16 protein-coding genes are annotated in these 21,017 nt (G+C 71.0%); 9 read left to right on the top strand and 7 right to left on the bottom strand.

Features of this window, described 5'->3' with window-relative positions; translation table 11 throughout:
• Positions 1-71: 71 nt before the first annotated feature.
• Together OG946_RS18265 and OG946_RS18260 are read left to right on the top strand one after the other, a co-directional pair.
• Positions 72-977 (top strand): NADP-dependent oxidoreductase, encoded by a 906-nt coding sequence (locus OG946_RS18265; protein WP_326797131.1) that lies wholly within the window; start codon positions 72-74, stop codon positions 975-977.
• A gap of 251 nt (positions 978-1,228) precedes the next feature.
• A complete protein-coding gene (locus OG946_RS18260) occupies positions 1,229-1,630 on the top strand; it encodes a hypothetical protein (RefSeq protein WP_326797130.1) in 402 nt (133 codons plus the stop codon).
• 50 nt (positions 1,631-1,680) lie between these two features.
• Here the strand turns inward: OG946_RS18260 and metG are convergent, their stop codons facing one another.
• The gene (gene metG, locus OG946_RS18255) at positions 1,681-3,297 is read right to left on the bottom strand and encodes a methionine--tRNA ligase (RefSeq protein ID WP_326797129.1); all 1,617 of its coding nucleotides are present in this window, start codon (positions 3,295-3,297) and stop codon (positions 1,681-1,683) included.
• Positions 3,298-3,481: 184 nt separating this feature from the next.
• Between metG and OG946_RS18250 the strand changes: the two genes are divergently transcribed.
• A complete protein-coding gene (locus OG946_RS18250) occupies positions 3,482-5,578 on the top strand; it encodes a PhoX family protein (protein ID WP_326797128.1) in 2,097 nt (698 codons plus the stop codon).
• 148 nt (positions 5,579-5,726) lie between these two features.
• Here OG946_RS18250 and OG946_RS18245 read toward each other — a convergent pair whose 3' ends face one another.
• The 4 genes from OG946_RS18245 to OG946_RS18230 all read right to left on the bottom strand — a co-directional run bounded on the left by OG946_RS18245 (position 5,727) and on the right by OG946_RS18230 (position 9,757).
• Positions 5,727-6,935: an MFS transporter gene (locus OG946_RS18245; protein WP_326800298.1), complete on the bottom strand. Its 1,209-nt coding sequence runs from the start codon at positions 6,933-6,935 to the stop codon at positions 5,727-5,729.
• A 264-nt stretch (positions 6,936-7,199) separates the two neighbouring features.
• Positions 7,200-8,060, bottom strand: a complete 861-nt coding sequence (locus OG946_RS18240) for an ABC transporter permease (protein ID WP_326797127.1) — start codon at positions 8,058-8,060, stop codon at positions 7,200-7,202.
• A complete protein-coding gene (locus OG946_RS18235) occupies positions 8,057-9,058 on the bottom strand; it encodes an ATP-binding cassette domain-containing protein (protein WP_326800297.1) in 1,002 nt (333 codons plus the stop codon). Before OG946_RS18235 ends, OG946_RS18240 begins: the two co-directional genes overlap by 4 nt.
• A gap of 48 nt (positions 9,059-9,106) precedes the next feature.
• Positions 9,107-9,757 (bottom strand): NADPH-dependent FMN reductase, encoded by a 651-nt coding sequence (locus OG946_RS18230; protein ID WP_326797126.1) that lies wholly within the window; start codon positions 9,755-9,757, stop codon positions 9,107-9,109.
• 290 nt (positions 9,758-10,047) lie between these two features.
• On the opposite strand from OG946_RS18230, the gene OG946_RS18225 reads away from it, so the two are divergent.
• From OG946_RS18225 to pstB, 6 genes are all read left to right on the top strand, one after another.
• Positions 10,048-11,124, top strand: a complete 1,077-nt coding sequence (locus tag OG946_RS18225; RefSeq protein ID WP_326797125.1) for a PstS family phosphate ABC transporter substrate-binding protein — start codon at positions 10,048-10,050, stop codon at positions 11,122-11,124.
• Between the two features lie 227 nt (positions 11,125-11,351).
• Positions 11,352-12,068: a response regulator transcription factor gene (locus OG946_RS18220; protein ID WP_326797124.1), complete on the top strand. Its 717-nt coding sequence runs from the start codon at positions 11,352-11,354 to the stop codon at positions 12,066-12,068.
• A gap of 74 nt (positions 12,069-12,142) precedes the next feature.
• Positions 12,143-13,279, top strand: coding sequence for a phosphate ABC transporter substrate-binding protein PstS (gene pstS / locus OG946_RS18215; RefSeq protein ID WP_326797123.1), 1,137 nt, complete (start codon positions 12,143-12,145; stop codon positions 13,277-13,279).
• A 121-nt stretch (positions 13,280-13,400) separates the two neighbouring features.
• Positions 13,401-14,399, top strand: a complete 999-nt coding sequence (gene pstC, locus OG946_RS18210; RefSeq protein WP_326797122.1) for a phosphate ABC transporter permease subunit PstC — start codon at positions 13,401-13,403, stop codon at positions 14,397-14,399.
• Complete coding sequence (pstA, locus tag OG946_RS18205; protein ID WP_326797121.1) at positions 14,396-15,457, top strand: phosphate ABC transporter permease PstA; 1,062 nt, start codon at positions 14,396-14,398, stop codon at positions 15,455-15,457. The genes pstC and pstA overlap by 4 nt, the downstream gene beginning before the upstream one ends.
• Positions 15,458-15,481: 24 nt before the next feature.
• The gene (pstB, locus tag OG946_RS18200) at positions 15,482-16,258 is read left to right on the top strand and encodes a phosphate ABC transporter ATP-binding protein PstB (protein WP_326797120.1); all 777 of its coding nucleotides are present in this window, start codon (positions 15,482-15,484) and stop codon (positions 16,256-16,258) included.
• A gap of 122 nt (positions 16,259-16,380) precedes the next feature.
• Here the strand turns inward: pstB and OG946_RS18195 are convergent, their stop codons facing one another.
• Positions 16,381-18,894, bottom strand: coding sequence for an ABC transporter permease (locus OG946_RS18195; protein ID WP_326797119.1), 2,514 nt, complete (start codon positions 18,892-18,894; stop codon positions 16,381-16,383).
• A gap of 194 nt (positions 18,895-19,088) precedes the next feature.
• Positions 19,089-20,852: an aspartate--tRNA ligase gene (gene aspS / locus OG946_RS18190; RefSeq protein ID WP_326797118.1), complete on the bottom strand. Its 1,764-nt coding sequence runs from the start codon at positions 20,850-20,852 to the stop codon at positions 19,089-19,091.
• Between the last annotated feature and the right edge of the window lie 165 nt (positions 20,853-21,017).

The following is a 21,017-nucleotide window of genomic DNA, read 5'->3' as shown; positions in this document are numbered from 1 at the left end:
TGAATCGGGAATCCCCTGATCATCACCGGTGTTGGGACCTGCTGTCAGACCCACCATGTGAAGGGCTTTTCGTGCGCGCCGTACAGATCGATCGCTTCGGCACCCCTGACGTCCTCGACGTCATCGATGCTCCTGATCCCGAACCCGGCCCCGGAGAGGTGCTGATCCGGACCGTCGCGACCAGCATCAATCCCGTCGACGACAAGACACGGGAGGGAGCGATTGGTGAAGGAACGCCGCCACTGCCGATGACGCTCGGTTGGGACCTGGCCGGCATGGTGGTCGACGACAGGAGCAGCGGGCTGCGCGCCGGTGAGCGCGTCATCGCCATGTCGCACCAACTCAGCACCGGCCGAGGGACCTGGGCCGGCCTGGTCGCGCTTCCCGCGCAGGCAGTCGCCGCCGCGCCGCGGTCGGTCAGCCTGGCCGAGGCCGCCACGTTGCCGCTGCCTGGGCTGACGGCATTGCAGACGCTGGACTGGCTGGCGGTCAAGGCCGGTGAGCGCCTCCTGATCGCTGGTGCCGCGGGGGCAGTTGGCGGGTTGGCGTTGCAGATCGCCCGTGCACGCGGCGCCAAGGTCGATGCTCTGGTCTCCCGGGATGCGCAGCTCGCCTTCGCCCGTGACCACGGTGCCGACCTCGTCACCACTGACCGCAACACTCTGCGAGACCGTCACTATGACGCAGTCTTCGATACCTTCGGGGGATTCGTGACCGAGGCGGTGGCCGACGGCGGCCGGTACGCGTCGATCGCCACCCAAGCCGGTCCGGTCCCCGACCTGTCCTCCCGTGGTGTGCGTACCACCATCAACCAGGTGCGCGAGGACGGTGCGGGTCTGAACGAGCTGGCCAAGCTCGTCGACGACGGCTCCCTGCAGCTACGCGTGCACTCCACCTTCAGCCTCCAAGAAGTCCAAGCCGCACACGCTCGCTTCCTCCAGGGCGGCTTGGCGGGAAAGATCACCCTGTTCTTCTGACGCAAGCTCCCGGTCTCCGGCCCACGCGCCAGAGGTAGCGAGCCCTCACGTATGCCCCGCCCACACGTGCGTCCGCGGGTCCTGCCTGTCGGGGATGCGAAATGCCGTCAAGGTTCCGTCAAGGAGCGTATGGCAGGTTACAGCCGGACCCGGGAGCGCCGAATAAGGCACCCTGGTCACCACGCCTTGAAAAGCATGGACGCCATGCTGTCTTTCTTTATCTGATCAACACAGACGCACGAGGGAGAAGTGTGCGGATCCGCACGAGTTTGGGAGCGTTAGCGCTCGGGGCTGCCGTTCTGATTTCTGCAGGCACCTTGCTCAGCACCGCTTCAGCCGAGGAAACCTGGGATCGAACCTATAAGTTCGAAGGCATTTCGGTCTCCATGCGAGAAGACGGCGACGTCATCAAGGTCTGCGATACAGCGGCAAACCGTTTTCCGGCCACTGTCGTAGTGCACGAGTACCTGGGCGATGAGATCTACACCATCAAAGCCAAGGGCGGCGACGGCACCTGTAAGACACGCCGGGCCAGCCATGGCGGGGTGTACAACCTGCCGGAAAACCAGAAGTTCACCGCCGGCCTCTGGGGCGAGGCGGGAAGCATGTACGGGAGTGGAGTCTGGGTCAACGACCAGGACCCCGCCACGTGACCGCTACGGGCCCGCTGCCGCGCGGGGCGGCGGCGGGCCCGTAGCGCCCGCTATGACTGCTTCGGCTCCTCCAGGCGCGGGAAGAGGATTGCGCCCTTCGTCACGCGGGCGCCCGCCGGGAGGCGGCCCCAGGCGGCGGCCTCCGCGAGGCGCTGGTCGGCCAGGGGGCCCAGGGCCGGCTCCGCGCCCAGGGAGGCCCAGAGCTGCTGGGACGTGCGCGGCATCACCGGGTGGAGGAGGACCGCCACCGCGCGGAGCGCCTCCGCGGCGGTGTAGAGGATCGTCGCCAGGCGGGCCTGGGCCTCGTCCGAGGGGTCCTTCGCGACCTTCCAGGGCTCCTGCTCCGTCAGGTACAGGTTGACCTTCTTGATGAAGTCGAAGACCGCCGCGATGCCGCCCGCGAAGTCCAGCTCGTCGCCGATCCGGCGGTCCGCCTCCGCCGCCGCGTGCGCCAGGCCGTCGACGATCACCTGCTCCGCGGGTCCGGCCGCGGTCGCCGCCGGGAGGTCGCCGTCGAAGTACTTGACGGTCATCGCGCCCACCCGCGACGCCAGGTTGCCGTAGTCGTTGGCCAGTTCGCTGGTGTAGCGGTGGGTGAAGTCCTCCCAGGAGAACGAGCCGTCCTGGCCGTACTGGATGGCCCGCAGGAAGTACCAGCGGTACGCGTCGACGCCGAAGTGGTCCGTGAGGTCCTGCGGCTTGATGCCGGTCAGGTTGGACTTCGACATCTTCTCGCCGCCGACCATCAGCCAGCCGTTGGCGAAGACCTTGCCCGGCAGCGGCAGCCCGTTGGCCATCAGCATCGCCGGCCAGATCACCGCGTGGAAGCGGAGGATGTCCTTGCCGACGAGGTGGACGTCCGCCGGCCAGGTGCCCGCGAACTTCGCCTCGTCCGCGCCGTAACCCACGGCGGTCGCGTAGTTGAGCAGGGCGTCGATCCACACGTAGATCACGTGCTTGTCGTCCCACGGGACCCGCACGCCCCAGTCGAAGGTGGAGCGGGAGATCGACAGGTCGTTGAGGCCCTGCCGGACGAAGTTGACGACCTCGTTACGGGCCGACTCGGGCTGGACGAAGCCGGGGTTGGCCTCGTAGAACTCCAGCAGCTTCGGGCCGTACTCGGAGAGCTTGAAGAAGTAGTTCTCCTCCTTCAGCATCTCCACCGGCGTCTTGTGGATGGGGCAGAGCTTCAGGCCCGCGTACTCGCCCTCGCCGTCGAGCAGCTCGCCGGGGGTCTTGTACTCCTCGCAGCCGACGCAGTACGGGCCCTCGTAGCCGCCCTGGTAGATCTCGCCCTTGTCGTACAGGTCCTGGACGAACTCCTGCACCCGGTCCGTGTGCCGCTTCTCCGTGGTGCGGATGAAGTCGTCGTTCGCGATCTCCAGGTGCTCCCAGAGGGGCTTCCACGCCTCCTCCACGAGCCTGTCGCACCACTCCTGCGGGGTGACGCCGTGCGCCTCCGCGGTGCGCATGATCTTCTGACCGTGCTCGTCCGTGCCGGTGAGGTACCACACCTTCTCACCGCGCTGGCGATGCCAGCGGGTGAGCACGTCGCCTGCGACGGTCGTATAGGCGTGGCCCAGGTGCGGAGCGTCGTTCACGTAGTAGATGGGGGTCGAGACGTAGAACGCCTTCGTCCCCTGCTGCTCTTCTCCAGTGGCCGCCATGGTCGAAATCCTAACGGCCGCGGACCGTCGCACTCATCCGATTACGTACGGTGACGAACCGCTCATCGTACGCCGCCGCATATGCCCACCGGCGCGGGTTCACCCGGAGTTCAGGTCCGCGTCGCTCCCCGGCGGGACTACGCGCCTAGCGTCCGGCGCGAACTCACAGAATCCGGAGGGGATCGTGCGCAGACTTCTGCCGCTCATCGGCTCGCCGCACCCGGGCGGGCGCTCGGCCATGACCTGTCGCTACCGCTGTGGCGACGCTTGCTTCCACGAGGTTCCGAACACCAGCGACAACGAGTACGCCGGCGACATCGTCGCCCGCGCCGTCTCCCGCCGCGGCGCGCTGCGCGCCGGTGCCGCGGTGACCGTGGTGGCGGCCGGCGCGGGGATCGTCGGGGCCGCCCCGGCGACGGCCGCGCCGACCTCGCCGGCCGGCACCTTCGGCCGCGGTCCCGGCAGCGGCGAGGCCGGCGGCGACGCCGCCCGCGGCCTGCGCTTCGACGCGGTCGCGCCCAACACCGACGATGTCGTCACCGTCGCCGACGGCTACGAGCAGAACGTCGTCATCGCCTGGGGCGACCCCCTCCTGCGCGGCGCCCCCGCCTTCGACCCGGCCCGCCAGTCGGCCGCCGCCCAGGCCGGCCAGTTCGGCTACAACAACGACTTCCTCGCCCTGCTGCCGCTGCACGGCGAGCGCGACCGGCAACTGCTGGTGGCCAACCACGAGTACACCGACGAGCAGCTCATGTTCCCCGGGTACGACCCGGAGAACGTCACCCGCGAGCAGGCCGAGATCGGCTGGGCCGCGCACGGCATGTCCGTCGTGGCCGTCCAGGAGGAGGGCCGGGGCGAGGGCGGCGGCAACCTCCGCGCCGTGCCGCGGCACCCGCTGAACCGCCGGATCACCGCCACCACCGAGTTCGAGCTGCGCGGCCCGGCCGCGGGCAGCGACCTGCTCAAGACGTCGGCGGACGCGACCGGGCGGCGCGTGCTCGGCACCCTCAACAACTGCGCCGGCGGCACCACCCCGTGGGGCACGGTGCTCTCCGGCGAGGAGAACTTCAACCAGTACTTCGCCAACGCCGGCTCCGTCACCGACCCGGCCGCCAAGCAGCGCCTCGCGCGCTACGGGCTCTCCGGCGGCGCCTCGGAGCGCAAGTGGGAGCAGTTCGACGACCGCTTCGACGTCGTCAGGGAGCCGCAGGAGTCGCACCGCTTCGGCTGGGTCGTGGAGATCGACCCGTACGACCCGGACTCGACCCCCGTCAAGCACACCGCGCTCGGCCGCTTCAAGCACGAGGGCGCCACCATCCGGCTGACGCGCGACGGCCGCGCGGTCGCGTACTCCGGTGACGACGAGCGCTTCGACTACCTCTACAAGTTCGTCTCCGACAAGCGCATGGTGCGCGGCGACAGCCGCTGGGCGCGCGCCCACAACATGACGCTGCTCGACGAGGGCACGCTGTACGTCGCCAAGCTCACCGGCGACAGCCCGGCCGCCGAGATCGACGGCAGCGGCAAGCTGCCCGCGGACGGCGAGTTCGACGGCTCCGGCGAGTGGATCAAGCTGGCCAGCGGCGACCGCAGCTTCGTCCCCGGCATGACCGCAGAGGAGGTCTACGTCTTCACCCGCCTCGCCGCCGACAAGGCCGGCGCGACGAAGATGGACCGCCCGGAGGACGTGGAGCCCAGCCCGAACAGCGGCAAGGTGTACGTCGCGCTGACGAACAACTCCAACCGCGGCACCGGCACCAACGCCAAGGCCGACGAGGCCAACCCGCGCAACGCCAACAAGCACGGGCACATCCTGGAGCTGACCGAGGAGCGCGACGACCCGGCGGCCACCGGCTTCGGCTGGCGGCTGTTCCTGGTCTGCGGCGACCCGGCGGACCCGTCGACGTACTTCGCGGGCTTCCCGAAGGACAAGGTCAGCCCCATCTCCTGCCCGGACAACGTGGCGTTCGACCCGTACGGCAACCTGTGGATCTCCACCGACGGCAACGCGCTCGGCAACCACGACGGGCTGTTCGGCGTGGCGACCACGGGCCGCTACGAGGGCCAGGTGAAGCAGTTCCTCAGCATGCCGACGGGCGCGGAGACCTGCGGCCCCGTGGTGCAGGAGGACCGCGTGCTGGTCGCGGTGCAGCACCCGGGCGAGGTCGACGGCGCGTCGTACGAGAACCCGGGCTCGGCGTGGCCTGACGGCCCCGGCAAGCCCAACCGCCCGGCGGTCGTCAACGTCTGGCGCACCGGGGGCGGGCGCATCGGGGCCTGACGCTTCTCCTGCGGGCGACCCCGATACACCCTCCGGTCCCCTGGCAGAACCCCCGGTTCGACGGGTCCGGCGGCTCCGCGCGCACGTGTCGGCGTGCCGCGGTGCCGTCGGCCCGGTTCCGGGTGAGTTGCGGTGCGTCCCGCGCGTATCAGGCACTGGGCACGGCGGCCGATGGTGCCTCCCCGGTACGGGACCGCGCTGCGACCACCACCAGAGTGAGTGCGGCCAGGACGGCCGGGAGGGCGGCCAGGGCGAAGCACAGGGGGAGGGGGGCGTTGTCGATCAGGAGGCCGGTGGCGGCGGTGGCCGTGGAGGAGCCGGCGTTGAGGGCGGTGTTGACCCACGCGCCCGCCTTCGTACGGGACTCGGGGCCGGCCGACTCGTCCGCGATCAGGTACGCCGTCGTGATGCCCGGCGCCACGAAGACCCCGGCCAGCGCGGCGCAGCCGAGCAGCACGTACGGGTGCGGTGCCAGGCCCGCGGCGGCGAGCAGCGTGCCCAGCGCACCCGCCAGCACCGGCAGCCGCCGCGTGCTCGGTGCGCGCCAGGCGACGGCACCGTAGACGAGCCCGCCGACCGCGCTGCCCGCGGACATCGCGGCGAGGATCCACGGCACCAGGCCCGCGGCGTCGTGCTCGTCGGCGAAGGCCACGACGAGCAGTTGCAGTGCCCCCAGGCACACCCCCACCCCGGCCACCCCGATGACCGCCTGCTTCATCGGAAGGTTCCCGCGCAGGACTCCCGGGGTGCGGCCGGGTGTCCGGTGCGCCGTCGCCCGGGATCCCTTCCTCGCCCCCGCCACCGGCGACGTGACCAGCGCCAGCGTGCCGCAGAGGATCAGGGCCGCGCTCGCCGCCAGGCCCGCCGGCGCCGGCGCCACGGTCACGATCGCGCCGACCAGCAACGGCCCCGTCACCAGCAGCAGTTCCTCGGCGACCGAGTCCAGGCTGTACGCGCGCGAGAGCAGCCCCGGCGGCACCAGGTCGCTCCACAGCACCCGCATCACGGGACCCAGCGGCGGCGTCAGCATCCCGGCCGCCGCCGCCAGCGCGGTCAGCCCCGCGGCGCCCGTGCCGCCGTCCGCGCTGACGACGGCCAGCGCCGCCAGGAGCACCGCGTACGCGGCGGCCATCGGCGGCAGCGCCCGCCGCGGGCCGTGCCGGTCGATGAAGCCGGCCCGTACCGGCGACAGGGTCACGCTGGTCGCCCCGAAGCACGCCAGGGCGGCCCCCGCCGCGGTGTACGACCCGGTGGCGTCCTTGACGGAGAGCAGCAGCGACAGCGAGACCATCCCGTACGACAGCCGCCCCAGCAGGGCGGCACCGAAGGTGCGGGAGGCATGGGGAATGCGCAGCAGAGCCGCGTACGACGGCGCAGGCATGGTGAGGTTCCTCGGCGAAGGGAGCGCGGGGCACCGGCGCTCCGAAGCGTGCATGGGCGGCATACGGCCACGCCGGACGGGCGCGGCGGCGCCGGCTCCTATGCACGGGGGAGGAACATGCGGCCGAACTTAGCAGACGGGGAGGCGGACATGACCGGGCCCGCCCCCTTCCGGCCGGAAGAGGACGGGCCCGGTCACGCTCGGCGTCGCGTGCTCAGCGCCGCCGTTCTCAGCGTCGCGTTACTTCCTGGCGTACAGGCGCATCGTGATCGGGCCGAAGATCGCCACGATCGCGCCCGCCCAGCCGAGCGTCCACGCGATGTCCGCGCCCGGCCAGTCGCCGTGCATCAGGTCGCGGACCGCGGCGGCGAGGTGCGTCACCGGGTTGTTGTTGACGAACGCCTGGAGCCAGCCCGGCATCGTCTCCGGCTCGACGAAGATGTCGCTGAGGAACGTCGTCGGGAACAGGACCATCATGCTGACGCCCATGACCGACTTCTCCGTACGGAGCAGCAGGCCGAACATCGTCCAGATCCACGAGAACGCGAACGAGAAGACGATCAGCAGCGCCACCCCCGCGAGCACGCCCACCACGCCGCCGTCCGGGCGGAAGCCCATGACGAGGCCGACACCGACCATCACCACCGACGCTATGACGTAGCGCAGCATGTCGCCGAGCAGGTAGCCGACCATCACCGCGGGGCGCCAGATCGGCAGCGAGCGGAAGCGGTCGAAGACGCCCTTCTCGATGTCGGTGTTGACGGAGACGCCGGTGTACATCGTGATCATGACGATGCTCATCACCAGGATGCCCGGCAGCAGGTACTGCAGGTAGTCCGAGGTGGAGCCGGCCAGCGCACCCCCGAAGAGGTACGTGTACATCAGCACCATCATGATCGGGAAGGCGGTGACGTCGAAGAGCTGCTCCGGCACGTGCTTGATCTTCAGCACGGCGCGCCAGCCGAACGTCACGGAGGCCGACCACGCACTCGGCTGCGGCGGCCGTTCCTTGGAGACCAGCAGCTCCGCCAGGCTCTCGGTGGTGACCGGCGCCAGGTCCTCCGTACGGCCCTGGGTCTGGGTCTCGGTCGCGGTGCTCATGCTGCTGCCTCCTGGGTCTCGGCACCGGCCGGGCGGTCGGTGAGGGCGAGGAAGACCTCGTCCAGGCTGGGCTGGCCCAGCGAGAAGTTGTCGACGGTGATGTCCGCGCGGGCCAGCTCGGCCAGCGCGGCGGCGGCCTGGGCGGCGGCGCCGCTGCCGTTGTCGCCGTTGCCGACGCGGGCGGTGAGCGCGACCGGGTCGGCTTCGAGCTGCACCTGGGCGCCGGAGAGCGCCGTCTCCAGCAGGGCGACCGCCTCCGCGCGCTGCGCGGCGTCGCGCAGCCGGAGGTGGACCGAGCCGGCGCCGACGGACGCCTTCAGCTCCCCCTTGGTGCCCTCGGCGATGACCTTGCCGTGGTCGATGACGGCGATCCGGGAGGCGAGCTGGTCCGCCTCGTCCAGGTACTGGGTGGTGAGCAGGACGGTGGTGCCCTGCGCGACGACCGCGCGGACGATGTCCCAGACCTGGTTGCGGCTGCGCGGGTCGAGGCCGGTGGTCGGCTCGTCGAGGAAGAGCAGGTCGGGGGTGTTGAGGATGGACGCGGCGATGTCGATGCGCCGCCGCATGCCGCCCGAGTAGTTCTTCACCTGCTTGGCCGCGGCCTCGCTGAGGCCGAACGCCTCCAGCAACTGCGCGGCGCGCACGCGCGCGGCCGCGGGCCTGTGCCCGAGGAGGCGGCCGAGCAGCACCAGGTTCTCGGTGCCGGTCAGGTCCTCGTCCACGGAGGCGTACTGGCCGGTGAGGCTGACCCGGGAGCGTACGGCGTTGGCGTCGCGGACGACGTCCTTGCCGAAGATCCGGGCCTCGCCGCCGTCGGGGCGCAGCAGGGTGGCGAGCATCTTCACGGTGGTGGTCTTCCCGGCGCCGTTGGGGCCGAGGACGCCGTAGACGGTGCCGCTGGGGACGGCGAGGTCGACGCCGTCCACCGCACGGGTCTCGCCGAACACCTTCACAAGCCCCGACGTCTCGATCGCCAGGCCGGACGGGTCGTTAGTCATGTGCTTCTTCTCCAGATTCTCCAACATCAGGTATGTGTGCGGCTTTTGCTACGCCACGTACGGCCGCGTCGCGCGGGCCTCTCTCAGCGCGAGACCCCACCAGGTGAGCTGGTCCAGCAGGGCGCCCGCGGCGCGTACCAGCCCGTCCGAATAGAGGGACCCGCCGGCCGGGAATTTCTCATCGGTGAAGCGCAGGTCGATTCCGACCGAGTCCCGCACCGTGACCGTGTGCAGCTCGGTGAAGACCGACCTCAGGTGCTCCACCGCGCGCACGCCGTCGCAGCCGAAGCCGTACGACACGAAGCCGACGGGCTTCGCGTGCCACTCGTCGTAGCCGATGTCGATGGCGTGCTTGAGCTGCGCGGGGAAGCTGCGGTTGCACTCGGGGGTGACCACGACGAACCCCTCGGCCCACGCCAGCTCCGCGGTGAACGAGGCCATCTGCTCGGTCGGGTGCGCGGGGTAGCGCAGCGGGAGGTCGTAGTCGGCGAGGTCCAGCACGCGCAGGGTCATGCCGCCGCGGGCCCCGGCCAGCTCGTCGAGCCAGTGGGCGGCGGCGGGCGGGCGGCAGTCGGGCTCCTCCTGGCCGCCGAGTATGCACGCGATCCGCAGCGGGGCGCCCGCGCCGGCCGCACCCGAGGGGCCGGACGCCGCCGCGGGCCCGGGCGTCCCACGTACGCCGGACTCGCCGTTCCGCATCGGGCACCTCCCGGTCTCGGCCACCCCGGGCGGTGCGCCCGGGCCTCCACCCTTCAGGCGCCAGAAACCGGCAGGCGCCCGCTAGATCCGATCTAGCGGGCCGCGCGCACCGCCACGCGGGGGTGGACGCGGACCGCGTACGCCCCTCCCGCCTGCGCGTTCGCCCCGTGATCCGCGCTTTCATCACAGCCGCATAACGGCATCATGTCTGGTCGTCCACTGTTCATCCCTTGCTCACCGAAGCCGCCCCGCATGGCCGACTGCCGCCACTTCGATACAGGACCCGAGGTATGTCCGAATCGATCACCGGAGAGCAGCGAAAGCCCGTGAGCCCGATGCAGACGAAGCGCACCGCCGCCCGCCTGGGCGCCCTCCTCCTCGCCCCGGCCGCCGTCGCCTCCCTCGTGTCCTGCGGCGGCGAGAGCGCGGCCGGCTCGGGTGAGGACAGGACGACCGGGCGGCCGTCCGGGACGGTCACGATCGACGGCTCCAGCACGGTGGAGCCGCTGACGAAGCTCGCCGGCGAGCGCTTCGGCCGGCAGGAGCCGGGGGTACGGGTCAAGGTCGAGGCGTCCGGCACCGGCGGCGGCTTCGACAAGTTCTGCGCGGGCGAAACGGATATATCCGACGCATCCCGGCCGATCAACGACTTCGAGAAGGAGACCTGCGCCAACTGGGACGTGCCGTACCGCGAGCTGACGATCGCCAACGACGCGCTCACCGTCGTCGTCCCGCGCGGCAACGACTGGATCGACTGCATCACCACCGACCAGCTCAAGCGCATCTGGGAGCCCGGCTCCGCGCTGACGAGCTGGCAGGAGGTCGACCCCGCGTTCCCGGACGAGCCGCTGCAGCTCTACGGGCCCGACACCGACTCGGGCACGTTCGACTACTTCACCGAGGCCATCAACGGCGAGGAGAAGGCGTCCCGCGCCGACTTCACCCCGAGCAGCGACGACAACACGCTCGTCAAGGGCGTCGCGGAGCACTCCGGCGGGCTCGGTTACTTCGGCTTCACCTACTTCGACGAGAACCGCGACAAGCTGCGCGCCCTGGAGATCGACGCCGGCGACGGCTGCGTCGCGCCCAGCACGGTGTCGGTCCAGGACGGCTCGTACAAGCCGCTGGCCCGGCCGCTGTTCATCTACCCCTCGGCGAAGGCGCTGGAGCGCCCCGAGGTGGAGGGGTTCGTCGAGTTCTACGTGGACAGCCACACGGACTTCGCCTCGGAGGCCGGCTACATCCCGCTCAGCGAAGTGCAGGAGAAGAAGCTGGAGCGCGATCTGACGCGGCTGAAGGAGCACAGCGACCGGCCGGGCGGCGCGGGCGACACCGGCGGGGACTCGGGCGGCTCGGGCGGCCTGTGAGGTGTCCCGGTCACGTGCCCGTACGGCGGTCCGGCAGGCGGCCGGAAAGGTGAGCCGCGACACACACGGTGGGGCTCACGGTGTCGTGGATCACGCCGTTCATAACGGGCGGATAACGGCATCACGCACCCCTGTTCCGATGTTCACCTTCAGTTAACCGTCACCTCCGGCCGAGTCCGCTGTCACCGATTTCCATGAGAGGCGACGAAGGGGGTGGTGACCGACCGATGGACACACCGGCGATACCCGGCCAGCGACACGGACATGTCCTGCTGCTCGCCGATCCGGACGAACAGGTGGCGCACGATCTTGCGGAGCACCTGGCGGGCCATCAGGTGAAGGTCGTCTTCTGCTCCGACGGAGCGGAGGCGCTGCTCCAGGTCGGCCTGCAGTCCCCCGACGCACTGCTGGTCAGCGCCAAGCTGCCGCTCGTGCCCGGCGCCCGTGTGGTGGAGGTGCTGCGGCGGCGCAGCGCCACGCCGGTCATCATCGGCGTCGGCCCCGAGGACGCGGAGGACGCCGTGGAGGCGCTCACCGCCGGGGCCAGCGCCTGCGTCGCCCGGCCCTACCGGCCGTACGAGGTCCTGAAGATGCTCGGCGTCGCCAGCCCGGCGACGTACGACGTGGACCAGACGGTGGCCTCAGGTCCGTACAGCGTCAACCCCGCCACCTTCGAGGCCCGCGTCGACGGCCGGCTGGTGCAGCTTCCGCTTCGCGAGTTCAAGCTGCTGCACCTGCTGGTGGCCAACGCCGAGAAGGTCGTCACCCGAGACCAGATCAGCGCCGAGCTGTGGGGTGGCAGCGCACCGAAGTCCAACACGATCGCCGTGCACATCCGTCGGCTGCGCGACCGCATCGGGGACAACCCTCACGATCCACGGATCATCCTCACCGTCCGCAACGTCGGCTACCGCTTCGTGCCGCCGGCCCCGGACCTCCCCTAGACCCCACAACTCAGTTTGTCTCGATTTGTTATCAGCCGCTCCTGGAAGTGCGGCCTCAGGAAGGAAAGTCCCCAGTGAAGTCTCAGAGCAAGATCCGGTACCGCACCGCGGCAGGCATACTCGCCCTCTCCAGCGCCCTCGTCCTCTCGGCGTGCGGCTCGGACGACAATTCGGGCTCCGGCGACGACAAGGCCAAGGGCGGCGACAAGAGCGCCGCCGGCGGCGAGATCAAGTGCGGCGGCAGCGGCGAGCTGCTCGCCTCGGGCGCCAGCTCCCAGGACAACGCTGTACAGCAGTGGGTCGCGGACTACCAGGCCGCCTGCCCCGACGTGACGGTCAACTACAAGCCGGTCGGCTCGGGCGCGGGCATCGAGGAGTTCCTCAACGGCCAGACCGCCTTCGCCGGCTCCGACTCCGCGCTGGAGCCGGAGGAAGTGGAGAAGTCCAAGAAGGTCTGCTCCGGCGGTCAGGGCATCAACCTGCCGATGGTCGGCGGTCCGGTCGCCATCGCGTACCACCTGGAGGGCGTGGACGAGCTGGTGCTCGACGCCGAGACGCTGGCGAACGTCTTCAACGGCGAGATCAAGCAGTGGAACGACGAGGCCATCGCCAAGCTGAACCCCGACGCCGAGCTGCCTGACACCAAGATCCAGCCCGTGCACCGCTCCGACGAGTCGGGCACCACCGAGAACTTCACCGCGTACCTGAACACGGTCGTGAAGGACGCCTGGCCGGACGAGGCCGACAAGAAGTGGCCGATCGAGGGCGGCCAGGCCGCCACCGGCTCGGCCGGGGTGTCCTCGCAGGTGAAGCAGACCGACGGCGCCATCTCGTACATGGAGATCTCGCACGCCGAGTCCAACGACCTGAGCACCGTCAAGCTGGACACCGGTGCCTCCGAGCCCGTCGAGGCCACCGTGGAGAACGCCTCCCAGGCCATCGCCGTCGGCGAGCGGGTCGGCCAGGCACCCGACATGGCGCTTGAGCTGGACTACGCCACGAAGGAGGAGGGCGCGTACCCGATCACCCTCGTGACGTACGAGATCGCGTGCGACAAGGGCAACAAGCCGGAGTCCCTGGACGCGGTGAAGTCCTTCCTCGCCTACACCGCCAGCGAGGCCGGCCAGCAGTCGATCGTCGACGTCGGCTACGCCCCGCTGCCCGCGGAGATGGCCGCCGAGGTCGCCAAGACCGTCGACAGCCTGTCCTGATCCCCCCTCCCGCCGGCCGGCGAACCACACCGTCCGGCCGGCGGGGGGCCATCCGGTGCACCGCCGCCGGGACGCGGGCGCAGACCGCGCCGTCGCCCCACACCAGACCGGAGATTCACGTATGACTGCTCCACCCACCGACATAGAAACCCCCGCCCCACCGCCGTCACAGGTCCTGCTGTCGAACGGCAAGGGCGGCTCCCGCCGCGGCGACAAGGTCTTCTCCGGCCTGTCGAAGGGGTCCGGGATCGCGCTGCTGCTGATCATGGCCGCGATCGCCGCGTTCCTCGCGTACCGCGCGTCCATCGCCCTCGCGGACAACGAGGGCAACTTCCTCACCACCTTCGAGTGGGACGCGAACGCCATCCCGCCGAAGTTCGGCATCGCCGTCCTGGCCTTCGGCACGGTCGTCTCCTCGATCGTCGCGATGGTCATCGCGGTGCCGATCGCCGTGGGCATCGCGCTGTTCATCACCCACTACGCGCCGCGGAGGCTGGCGGCGCCCATCGCGTACGTCATCGACCTGCTGGCCGCCGTCCCGTCCATCGTCTACGGCCTGTGGGGCGCCCTGTTCCTCGTGCCGCACCTGGTCGGCACGTACGAGTGGCTGGACCGCTACTTCGGCTGGACCGTCGTGCTCTCCTTCGACGGCACCGCGCCTCGCTCGCTGATGACCGCGGGCATCCTGCTGGCCGTGATGATCCTGCCGATCATCACCAACGTCAGCCGCGAGGTCTTCGCCCAGACCCCCCGCCTCCAGGAGGAGGCCGCGCTGGCGCTGGGCGCCACGCGCTGGGAGGTCATCCGCATGACGGTGCTGCCCTTCGGCCGCTCCGGCGTGATCTCCGCCTCGATGCTGGGCCTCGGCCGGGCGCTCGGCGAGACGATGGCGGTGGCCACCGTGCTGTCGCCGTCGGCGCTGCTGTCGGCGGAGATCCTCCAGGCGGGCGGCGGAACGTTCGCGCAGAACATCGCCGCGTCGTTCGGCGAGTCCGGGGAGTTCGGGCGGGACGCGCTGATCGCCTCCGGCCTGGTGCTGTTCGTCATCACGCTGCTGGTCAACGGCGCGGCACGGCTGATCATCGCGCGGCGCAAGGAGTACTCGGGGGCCAACGCATGAGCACCATCGCCGACAAGCGGCCGGTCGACCGGCTCGGCATCAAGCAGCCGCGGCTGCCCCGCTTCGCGCCCCTGGGCATCGCCGGCGGCGCCGCCGCGGTGGCCGTGGCCATCGGCGTGCTCGCCGACCTCGGCAGCCGCATCCAGTGGGGCCTGATCGCGGCGATCCTCTTCGTCATCGGCCAGTTCGTCATCTCGACCGCGGTCGAGGGCGGCCGGCAGGCGAAGGACCGGCTGGCGACCTCCCTGGTGTGGGTGGCGTTCCTGCTGGCCGTCGTCCCGCTGGCGTCGCTGATCTGGGAGACCGTCAGCAAGGGCATCAAGGTCACCGACGGCTACTTCCTCACCCACTCGATGAGCGGCGTGGTGAACGTCGCGCCCGGCGGCGGCGTCTACCACGCGCTGATGGGCACCATCGAGCAGGTGCTCATCGCCACGCTGATCGCCACCCCGATCGGGCTGCTGACCGCCGTCTACCTGGTGGAGTACGGCCGCGGGGCGCTGGCGAGGGCGGTGACGTTCTTCGTCGACGTCATGACGGGCATCCCGTCCATCGTCGCCGGCCTGTTCGTCCTCAGCCTGTGGATCATGATCCTGGACTTCGGCTACTCCGGCTTCGCCGGTGCGCTGGCCCTGGCGATCCTGATGATGCCCGTGGTGGTCCGCTCCACCGAGGAGATGCTGAAGCTCGTCCCGAACGAGCTGCGCGAGGCGTCGTACGCCCTGGGCGTACCGAAGTGGAAGACGATCCTCAAGGTCGTCCTGCCCACCTCCCTCGGCGGCATCACCACCGGCGTCATGCTGGCCGTCGCCCGCATCACCGGCGAGACCGCCCCCGTGCTGCTGCTCGTCTTCGGCAGCCCCGCGATCAACAACAACCCCTTCGACGGCGGCCAGGCGTCCCTGCCGCTGTACATCTACCAGCAGTGGGGGGCGGGTACGTCGGCGTCGTTCGACCGCGCCTGGGCCGCCGCCCTCGTCCTCATCGTCTTCGTGATGATCCTCAACCTGCTGGCCCGCGGCATAGCCCGCTGGAAGGCCCCGAAAACCGGCCGCTGACGGCCAGAGGAGAAGTGATCTGACATGGCCAAGCGCATCGACATCAGCGGCCTCACCGCCTACTACGGCGACTTCAAGGCGATCGAGGACATCTCGATGGCCGTCGAGCCGAAGTCCGTGACGGCCTTCATCGGCCCGTCCGGCTGCGGCAAGTCCACCTTCCTGCGCACCATCAACCGCATGCACGAGGTCATACCGGGCGCGCGGGTGGAGGGGAAGGTGATGCTGGACGACGAGAACCTCTACGGCTCCGGCGTCGACCCCGTCTCCGTACGGCGCGTGGTGGGCATGGTCTTCCAGCGGCCCAACCCGTTCCCGACGATGAGCGTGTACGAGAACGTGGCCGCGGGTCTGAAGCTCAACGCCCGCTACAAGAAGTCCGAGCTGGACGACGTGGTGGAGAAGTCCCTGCGCGGCGCGAACCTGTGGAACGAGGTCAAGGACCGCCTCAACCGCCCCGGCTCCGGTCTCTCCGGCGGCCAGCAGCAGCGCCTGTGCATCGCCCGCGCCATCGCCGTCGAGCCGCAGGTGCTCCTCATGGACGAGCCCTGCTCCGCGCTCGACCCGATCTCCACCCTCGCCATCGAGGACCTCATCGGGGATCTGAAGACGCGGTTCACGATCGTCATCGTCACGCACAACATGCAGCAGGCGGCGCGCGTCTCGGACCGTACCGCGTTCTTCAACCTGGCCGCCGTCGGCGAGCCGGGCCGGCTCATCGAGATCGACGACACCGACAAGATCTTCTCCAACCCGTCGGTGCAGGCGACCGAGGACTACGTGTCGGGCCGCTTCGGCTGAGCCGACGACTCCGGCCGGAGTCCCCGCGGGACCCCGGCCGGCCGAGCCGTCTTGCGGTGCTGCCTGGCGGTGCCTCCGCAAGACATCAGGGCCCGCCCCGCACCCGGGGCGGGCCCGCCCGCTCACTCCTCCGCCAGCGCCGCCTCCGCGGGCCGCGCCCGGAGGGCCGCCCAGCCCGGCACCAGGGTGGCGGTGAGGGCGAGGGCCACCGCACCCGCGACCACCGCGGCATAGATGGACAGCGGTCCCGAGGGGAGCAGGCTGTCCGCCGCCGCGTGGCTGAACGGCACCAGCGCGGTGGCCGCGGCCGCCGTGCCGAGGGCCACGCCGATCCCGGCGACGATCAGCGCCTCGATCGTCAGCATCCGCAGCACCTGCCGGCGGGTGGCACCGGCCAGCCGCTGCAGCCCGAACTCGCGGCGGCGGCCGGAGACGGAGAGCACCAGGTTGTTGACCACGGAGATCGCGGTGTACGCGACGATCATGCCGACCATCAGGTAGTTGACCCACGCCTGGGTCTCGGTGTCCTTGATGTTGTCCTCGATCAGCTCATCGCGGTCGGCGACGACGGTGCCGGGGTGGTCCGCGAGGGTCTTCTCCAGGCTCGCCGTCAGCGCCGCGGCGCTCGTGCCGTCCTCGGCGCGTACGAGGATCTGCTGCGGGAGCGCGCCGTCGGTGTGCCCGGCGAGGAGGCCGGCGGGCACGAACGCGGTGTCGTAGCCGGCGCGGCCCTCGAAGAGCACGGCGATCCGCAGGTCGGCGGCGGCGCCGTCGCCGAAGCGGACCTCGACGGTGTCGCCGACGCTCCGGCCGTCCGCGGCCCCGGCGGGCAGGGCGATGGTCCGCCCGGTGAGGTCGGCGACCTCGCCCTCGACCGGGTCCAGCGCGGTGGTGCGGGCGGCGCCGCGGGCGTCGATGCCCTGGAGCGGTACGCCGTCCTCGTCGCCCATGCCGTCGATCCAGCCGGTGCTGGTGACGTACGCGCCGGCCGCGGCGACGCCCTCGGTGGCGCGGACGTCGGCGGTGAGCGCCGGGTCGAGGGTGCCGGAGGCGGAGTCGACGACGGCGTCGGCGCGCAGGTTCTGGGCGTACGCCTCGCGGGAGGCGTCGGTCTGGGTGGTCTGGAGGTACAGGTTCGCGGTGGCCATGGCGACGGCGAGCATCACCGGGGTGACGACGCCCGCCATCCGGACGGCGCGGGCCCGGGCGGTGACGACGGCGAGTTCGCCGCCGGCGCCGGTGACGGCCTTGACCGGGCCCGAGATCAGCACGGTGCACAGCTTCGTCAGCCCCGGGCCGAGGAGCGCGAGGGCGATGGCCGTGCAGAGCACGGTGGGTCCCGCGGTGCTGGCGGCGATCGGGCCGTCGAAGAGCACCCAGGTCAGGATGGCCAGCGCGACGGCGCCGGCGAGGAAGAGCAGGGCCGCCACGATCCGCGCCGGGGACGCCCATCGGGTCCGTACCGCCGACTCCGCCATCGCCTCGACGGCCGTGACCTTCACCCCGCGCCGGCCGCCGAGGAAGCCGCCGAGCAGCGCGGTCAGCAGCAGCGCACCGGCCGCGGCGACCGCGGGGATCCAGCCCTGCTCGTACGCGACGGCCTCCGACACCATGCCGCTGCCGGTGAACTCCTCGAACAGCCGCTCCCCCGCGGGCGGCCCGGCGAACCAGCCCGCCGCCCCGGCGACGAGCGCGACCATCAGCGTCTCGGCGAGCAGCAGCCGGCGCAACTGGCGCGGGGTGCCGCCAAGGGTGCGGAGCAGCGCGAACTCGCGGCGGCGCCGCTCGACGGACAGCGCGACGGTGCCGGAGACGACGAAGACCGCGACGAGGGTGGCCATCCCGCCGAAGGCGCCGGCCAGCGCGATCAGGTCCTCCTTGCGGGTCAGCACCTCGGGGTACTCGACGGCGCCGCGGTCGTCGCCGGAGACGACCTTCGCCGGGGTTTGCGCCTGCGCGGTGCGGTCCGCGACGACCTCGCCGAGGCGGTCCTTCAGCTCGCCGTGGTCGGTGCCGGGCGCGGCCGTGACGGCGATGTCGGCGACGGCGGGGGAGAGCGCGCGGGCGCGGTCGTCGGTGAAGAACACGGCGCCGCGGTCGACGGCGTGCGCGGTGCGGACCACGCCGGTCAGGCGGTACGCCTCGGCGCTCCCCTGCGCCGCGACGCGCACCTTGTCGCCGGGGCGCACGCCGTACGCGCGGGCCGTCGCCTCGTCCAGCACCACGTCGCGGGGGCCCGCCGGGGCCCGGCCTTCGGTCAGCTCGTACGGGGTGACGGCGGCGGAGGACCAGCCGTGGGCCTGCGCGTCGGGGGCGTCGCCGGCACCGAGTACGGCGGCCTCGAAGACCCGCTCGGGCACGGCGCGTTCGACGCCGGGGACGTTCCGTACGGCCGCGGTCAGGGAGTCGTCGAGGGCGGGGCGCTCGGGGAGGACGGCGGTCTCGTCGCCGCGGGGGAGGTCGCGGTCGCCGGTGACCACGAGGTCGGCGCCCGCGAGGCGCTGCGCCGGCGCGTTGTTGCGTATGCCGGTCTCCAGCAGACCGCCGCACGTCATCACGATGACGGTGCCCAGGAAGAGCGCCAGGAAGGTCGCCGAGAGCGCGGCGGTTCTGTGGCGGAGCGTACGGATGGCCATGGCCCACATGGGACGGTTCCCCTCTGCGATGTCGATGACATCAACCTAGGAATTCGCGTCCCCGCGCCCCATGGGATGGCCACCCGGCTCCGGGGTGTACCTGGCACCACCACGGGCCGGGGGCCCGCCGGGCGCCCCGGCCCGTACGCCGGTGGGAAAGCCTCTCCGCTCCTTGGGCTGCCTCCTTGGGCCGCCTACTTGGGCTGGGGCTTGCGCAGCTCGATGTGCAGCTCGCGCAGCCGGGCCTCGTCGACCTCGCTGGGCGCGCCCATCAGCAGGTCCTGGGCGTTGCCGTTGAGGGGGAAGGCGATCGTCTCGCGGATGTTCGGCTCGTCGGCCAGCAGCATCACGATCCGGTCGATGCCGGGCGCGATCCCGCCGTGCGGCGGGGCGCCGAAGCGGAACGCGCGCAGCATGCCGCCGAACTCGCGCTCCACCTCGTCCTTGCTGTACCCCGCGATGCCGAAGGCCTTGAACATGACCTCCGGCTCGTGGTTCCGGATCGCGCCGGAGGACAGCTCGACGCCGTTGCAGACGATGTCGTACTGGTACGCGAGGATGTCCAGCGGGTCCTTGGTCTCCAGCGCCTCGATGCCGCCCTGGGGCATCGAGAACGGGTTGTGCGAGAACTCGATGGCGCCCGTGTCCTCGTCCTTCTCGAACATCGGGAAGTCGACGATCCAGCAGAACCGGAAGACGCCCTCGGCGAACCGCCCGGCGCGCTTCGCGGCCTCCACGCGCACCGCGCCCATGATCTTGGAGACCTCGTCGGTCTCGCCCGCGCCGAAGAACACCGCGTGCCCGGCGTCCAGGCCCAGGCGCTCGGTGAGCACCCGCACGTTCTCCTCGGTGAGGAACTTCGCGATCGGCCCGGACAGCGCACCCCCCTCGCCGACCCGCACCCACGCGAGGCCCTTCGCGCCCTGCTCGACGGCGAAGTCGCCGAGCGCGTCGAAGAACTTGCGCGGCTGGTCCTGCACCGCCGGCACCGGCAGGGCCCGTACGTGCTTGCCCGCGAACGCCTTGAACTCGCTGTCCGCGAAGACGTCCGTGACGTCCGACAGCTCCAGCTCCGCCCGCAGATCCGGCTTGTCCGAGCCGTACTTGACCATCGCCTCGCGGTACGGGACCCGCGGGAACGGCGACGTGACGTGCCGGCCGTCGCCGAACTCCTCGAACAGCTCCGTCATCACCTTCTCGATGACGGCGAAGACGTCCTCCTGCTCGACGAAGCTCATCTCCATGTCGAGCTGGTAGAACTCGCCGGGCGAGCGGTCGGCGCGCGCGTCCTCGTCGCGGAAGCAGGGCGCGATCTGGAAGTAGCGGTCGAACCCGGCCATCATCAGCAGTTGCTTGAACTGCTGCGGGGCCTGCGGCAGCGCGTAGAACGTGCCGGGGTGCAGCCGGGAGGGGACCAGGAAGTCGCGGGCGCCCTCGGGGGAGGTGGCCGAGAGGATCGGGGTGGTCAGCTCGTTGAAGCCGAGGGCCGTCATCTTCTGCCGGATGGCCGTGACCACGGCGGTACGCAGCATGATGTTGCGGTGCATGCGCTCGCGGCGGAGGTCGAGGAAGCGGTATTCGAGCCGGCGCTCCTCGCCGACGCCGTCCTCGGCGTTGATCGTGAACGGGATCTGCTCGGCGGCGCCGAGCACCTCCACGTCGCCGACCTCGATCTCGACCTCGCCGGTGGGCAGCTCGGGGTTGACGTTGTCGGCGCCGCGGGAGACGACCTTGCCGTCGATCCGTACGACGGTCTCCTTGGTGAGGTGCGCCAGCGCCTCGTTCGCGGGGGTGCCGGGGCGGGCGACGAGCTGGACGATGCCGTAGTGGTCGCGCAGATCGATGAAGAGGATGCCGCCCAGGTCGCGCCTATTGTGCAGCCAGCCGGACAGCCGGACGTCGCTGCCGACGTCGCTCGCGCGCAGCTCACCACAGGTGTGGGACCGGTACCGGTGCATCATCCATCCAGTTCGTCGGACTCGTCGTCTTCGGCTTGCCTTCGCTCGCGGCCGGGGGCGCCCGGGCCGGGAGGGCGACCGTTCGGCCAGGAGAGTGTTCAGCCCGCCAAGACTACCGTCCCCGTCTTCCGCGGCCGCACGCGGCCAATCACCTTAAAATAGGGC

This window comes from Streptomyces sp. NBC_01808, assembly GCF_035917395.1.
Taxonomy (GTDB): domain Bacteria; phylum Actinomycetota; class Actinomycetes; order Streptomycetales; family Streptomycetaceae; genus Streptomyces.
This window is presented reverse-complemented; position numbering and strand designations above follow the sequence as displayed.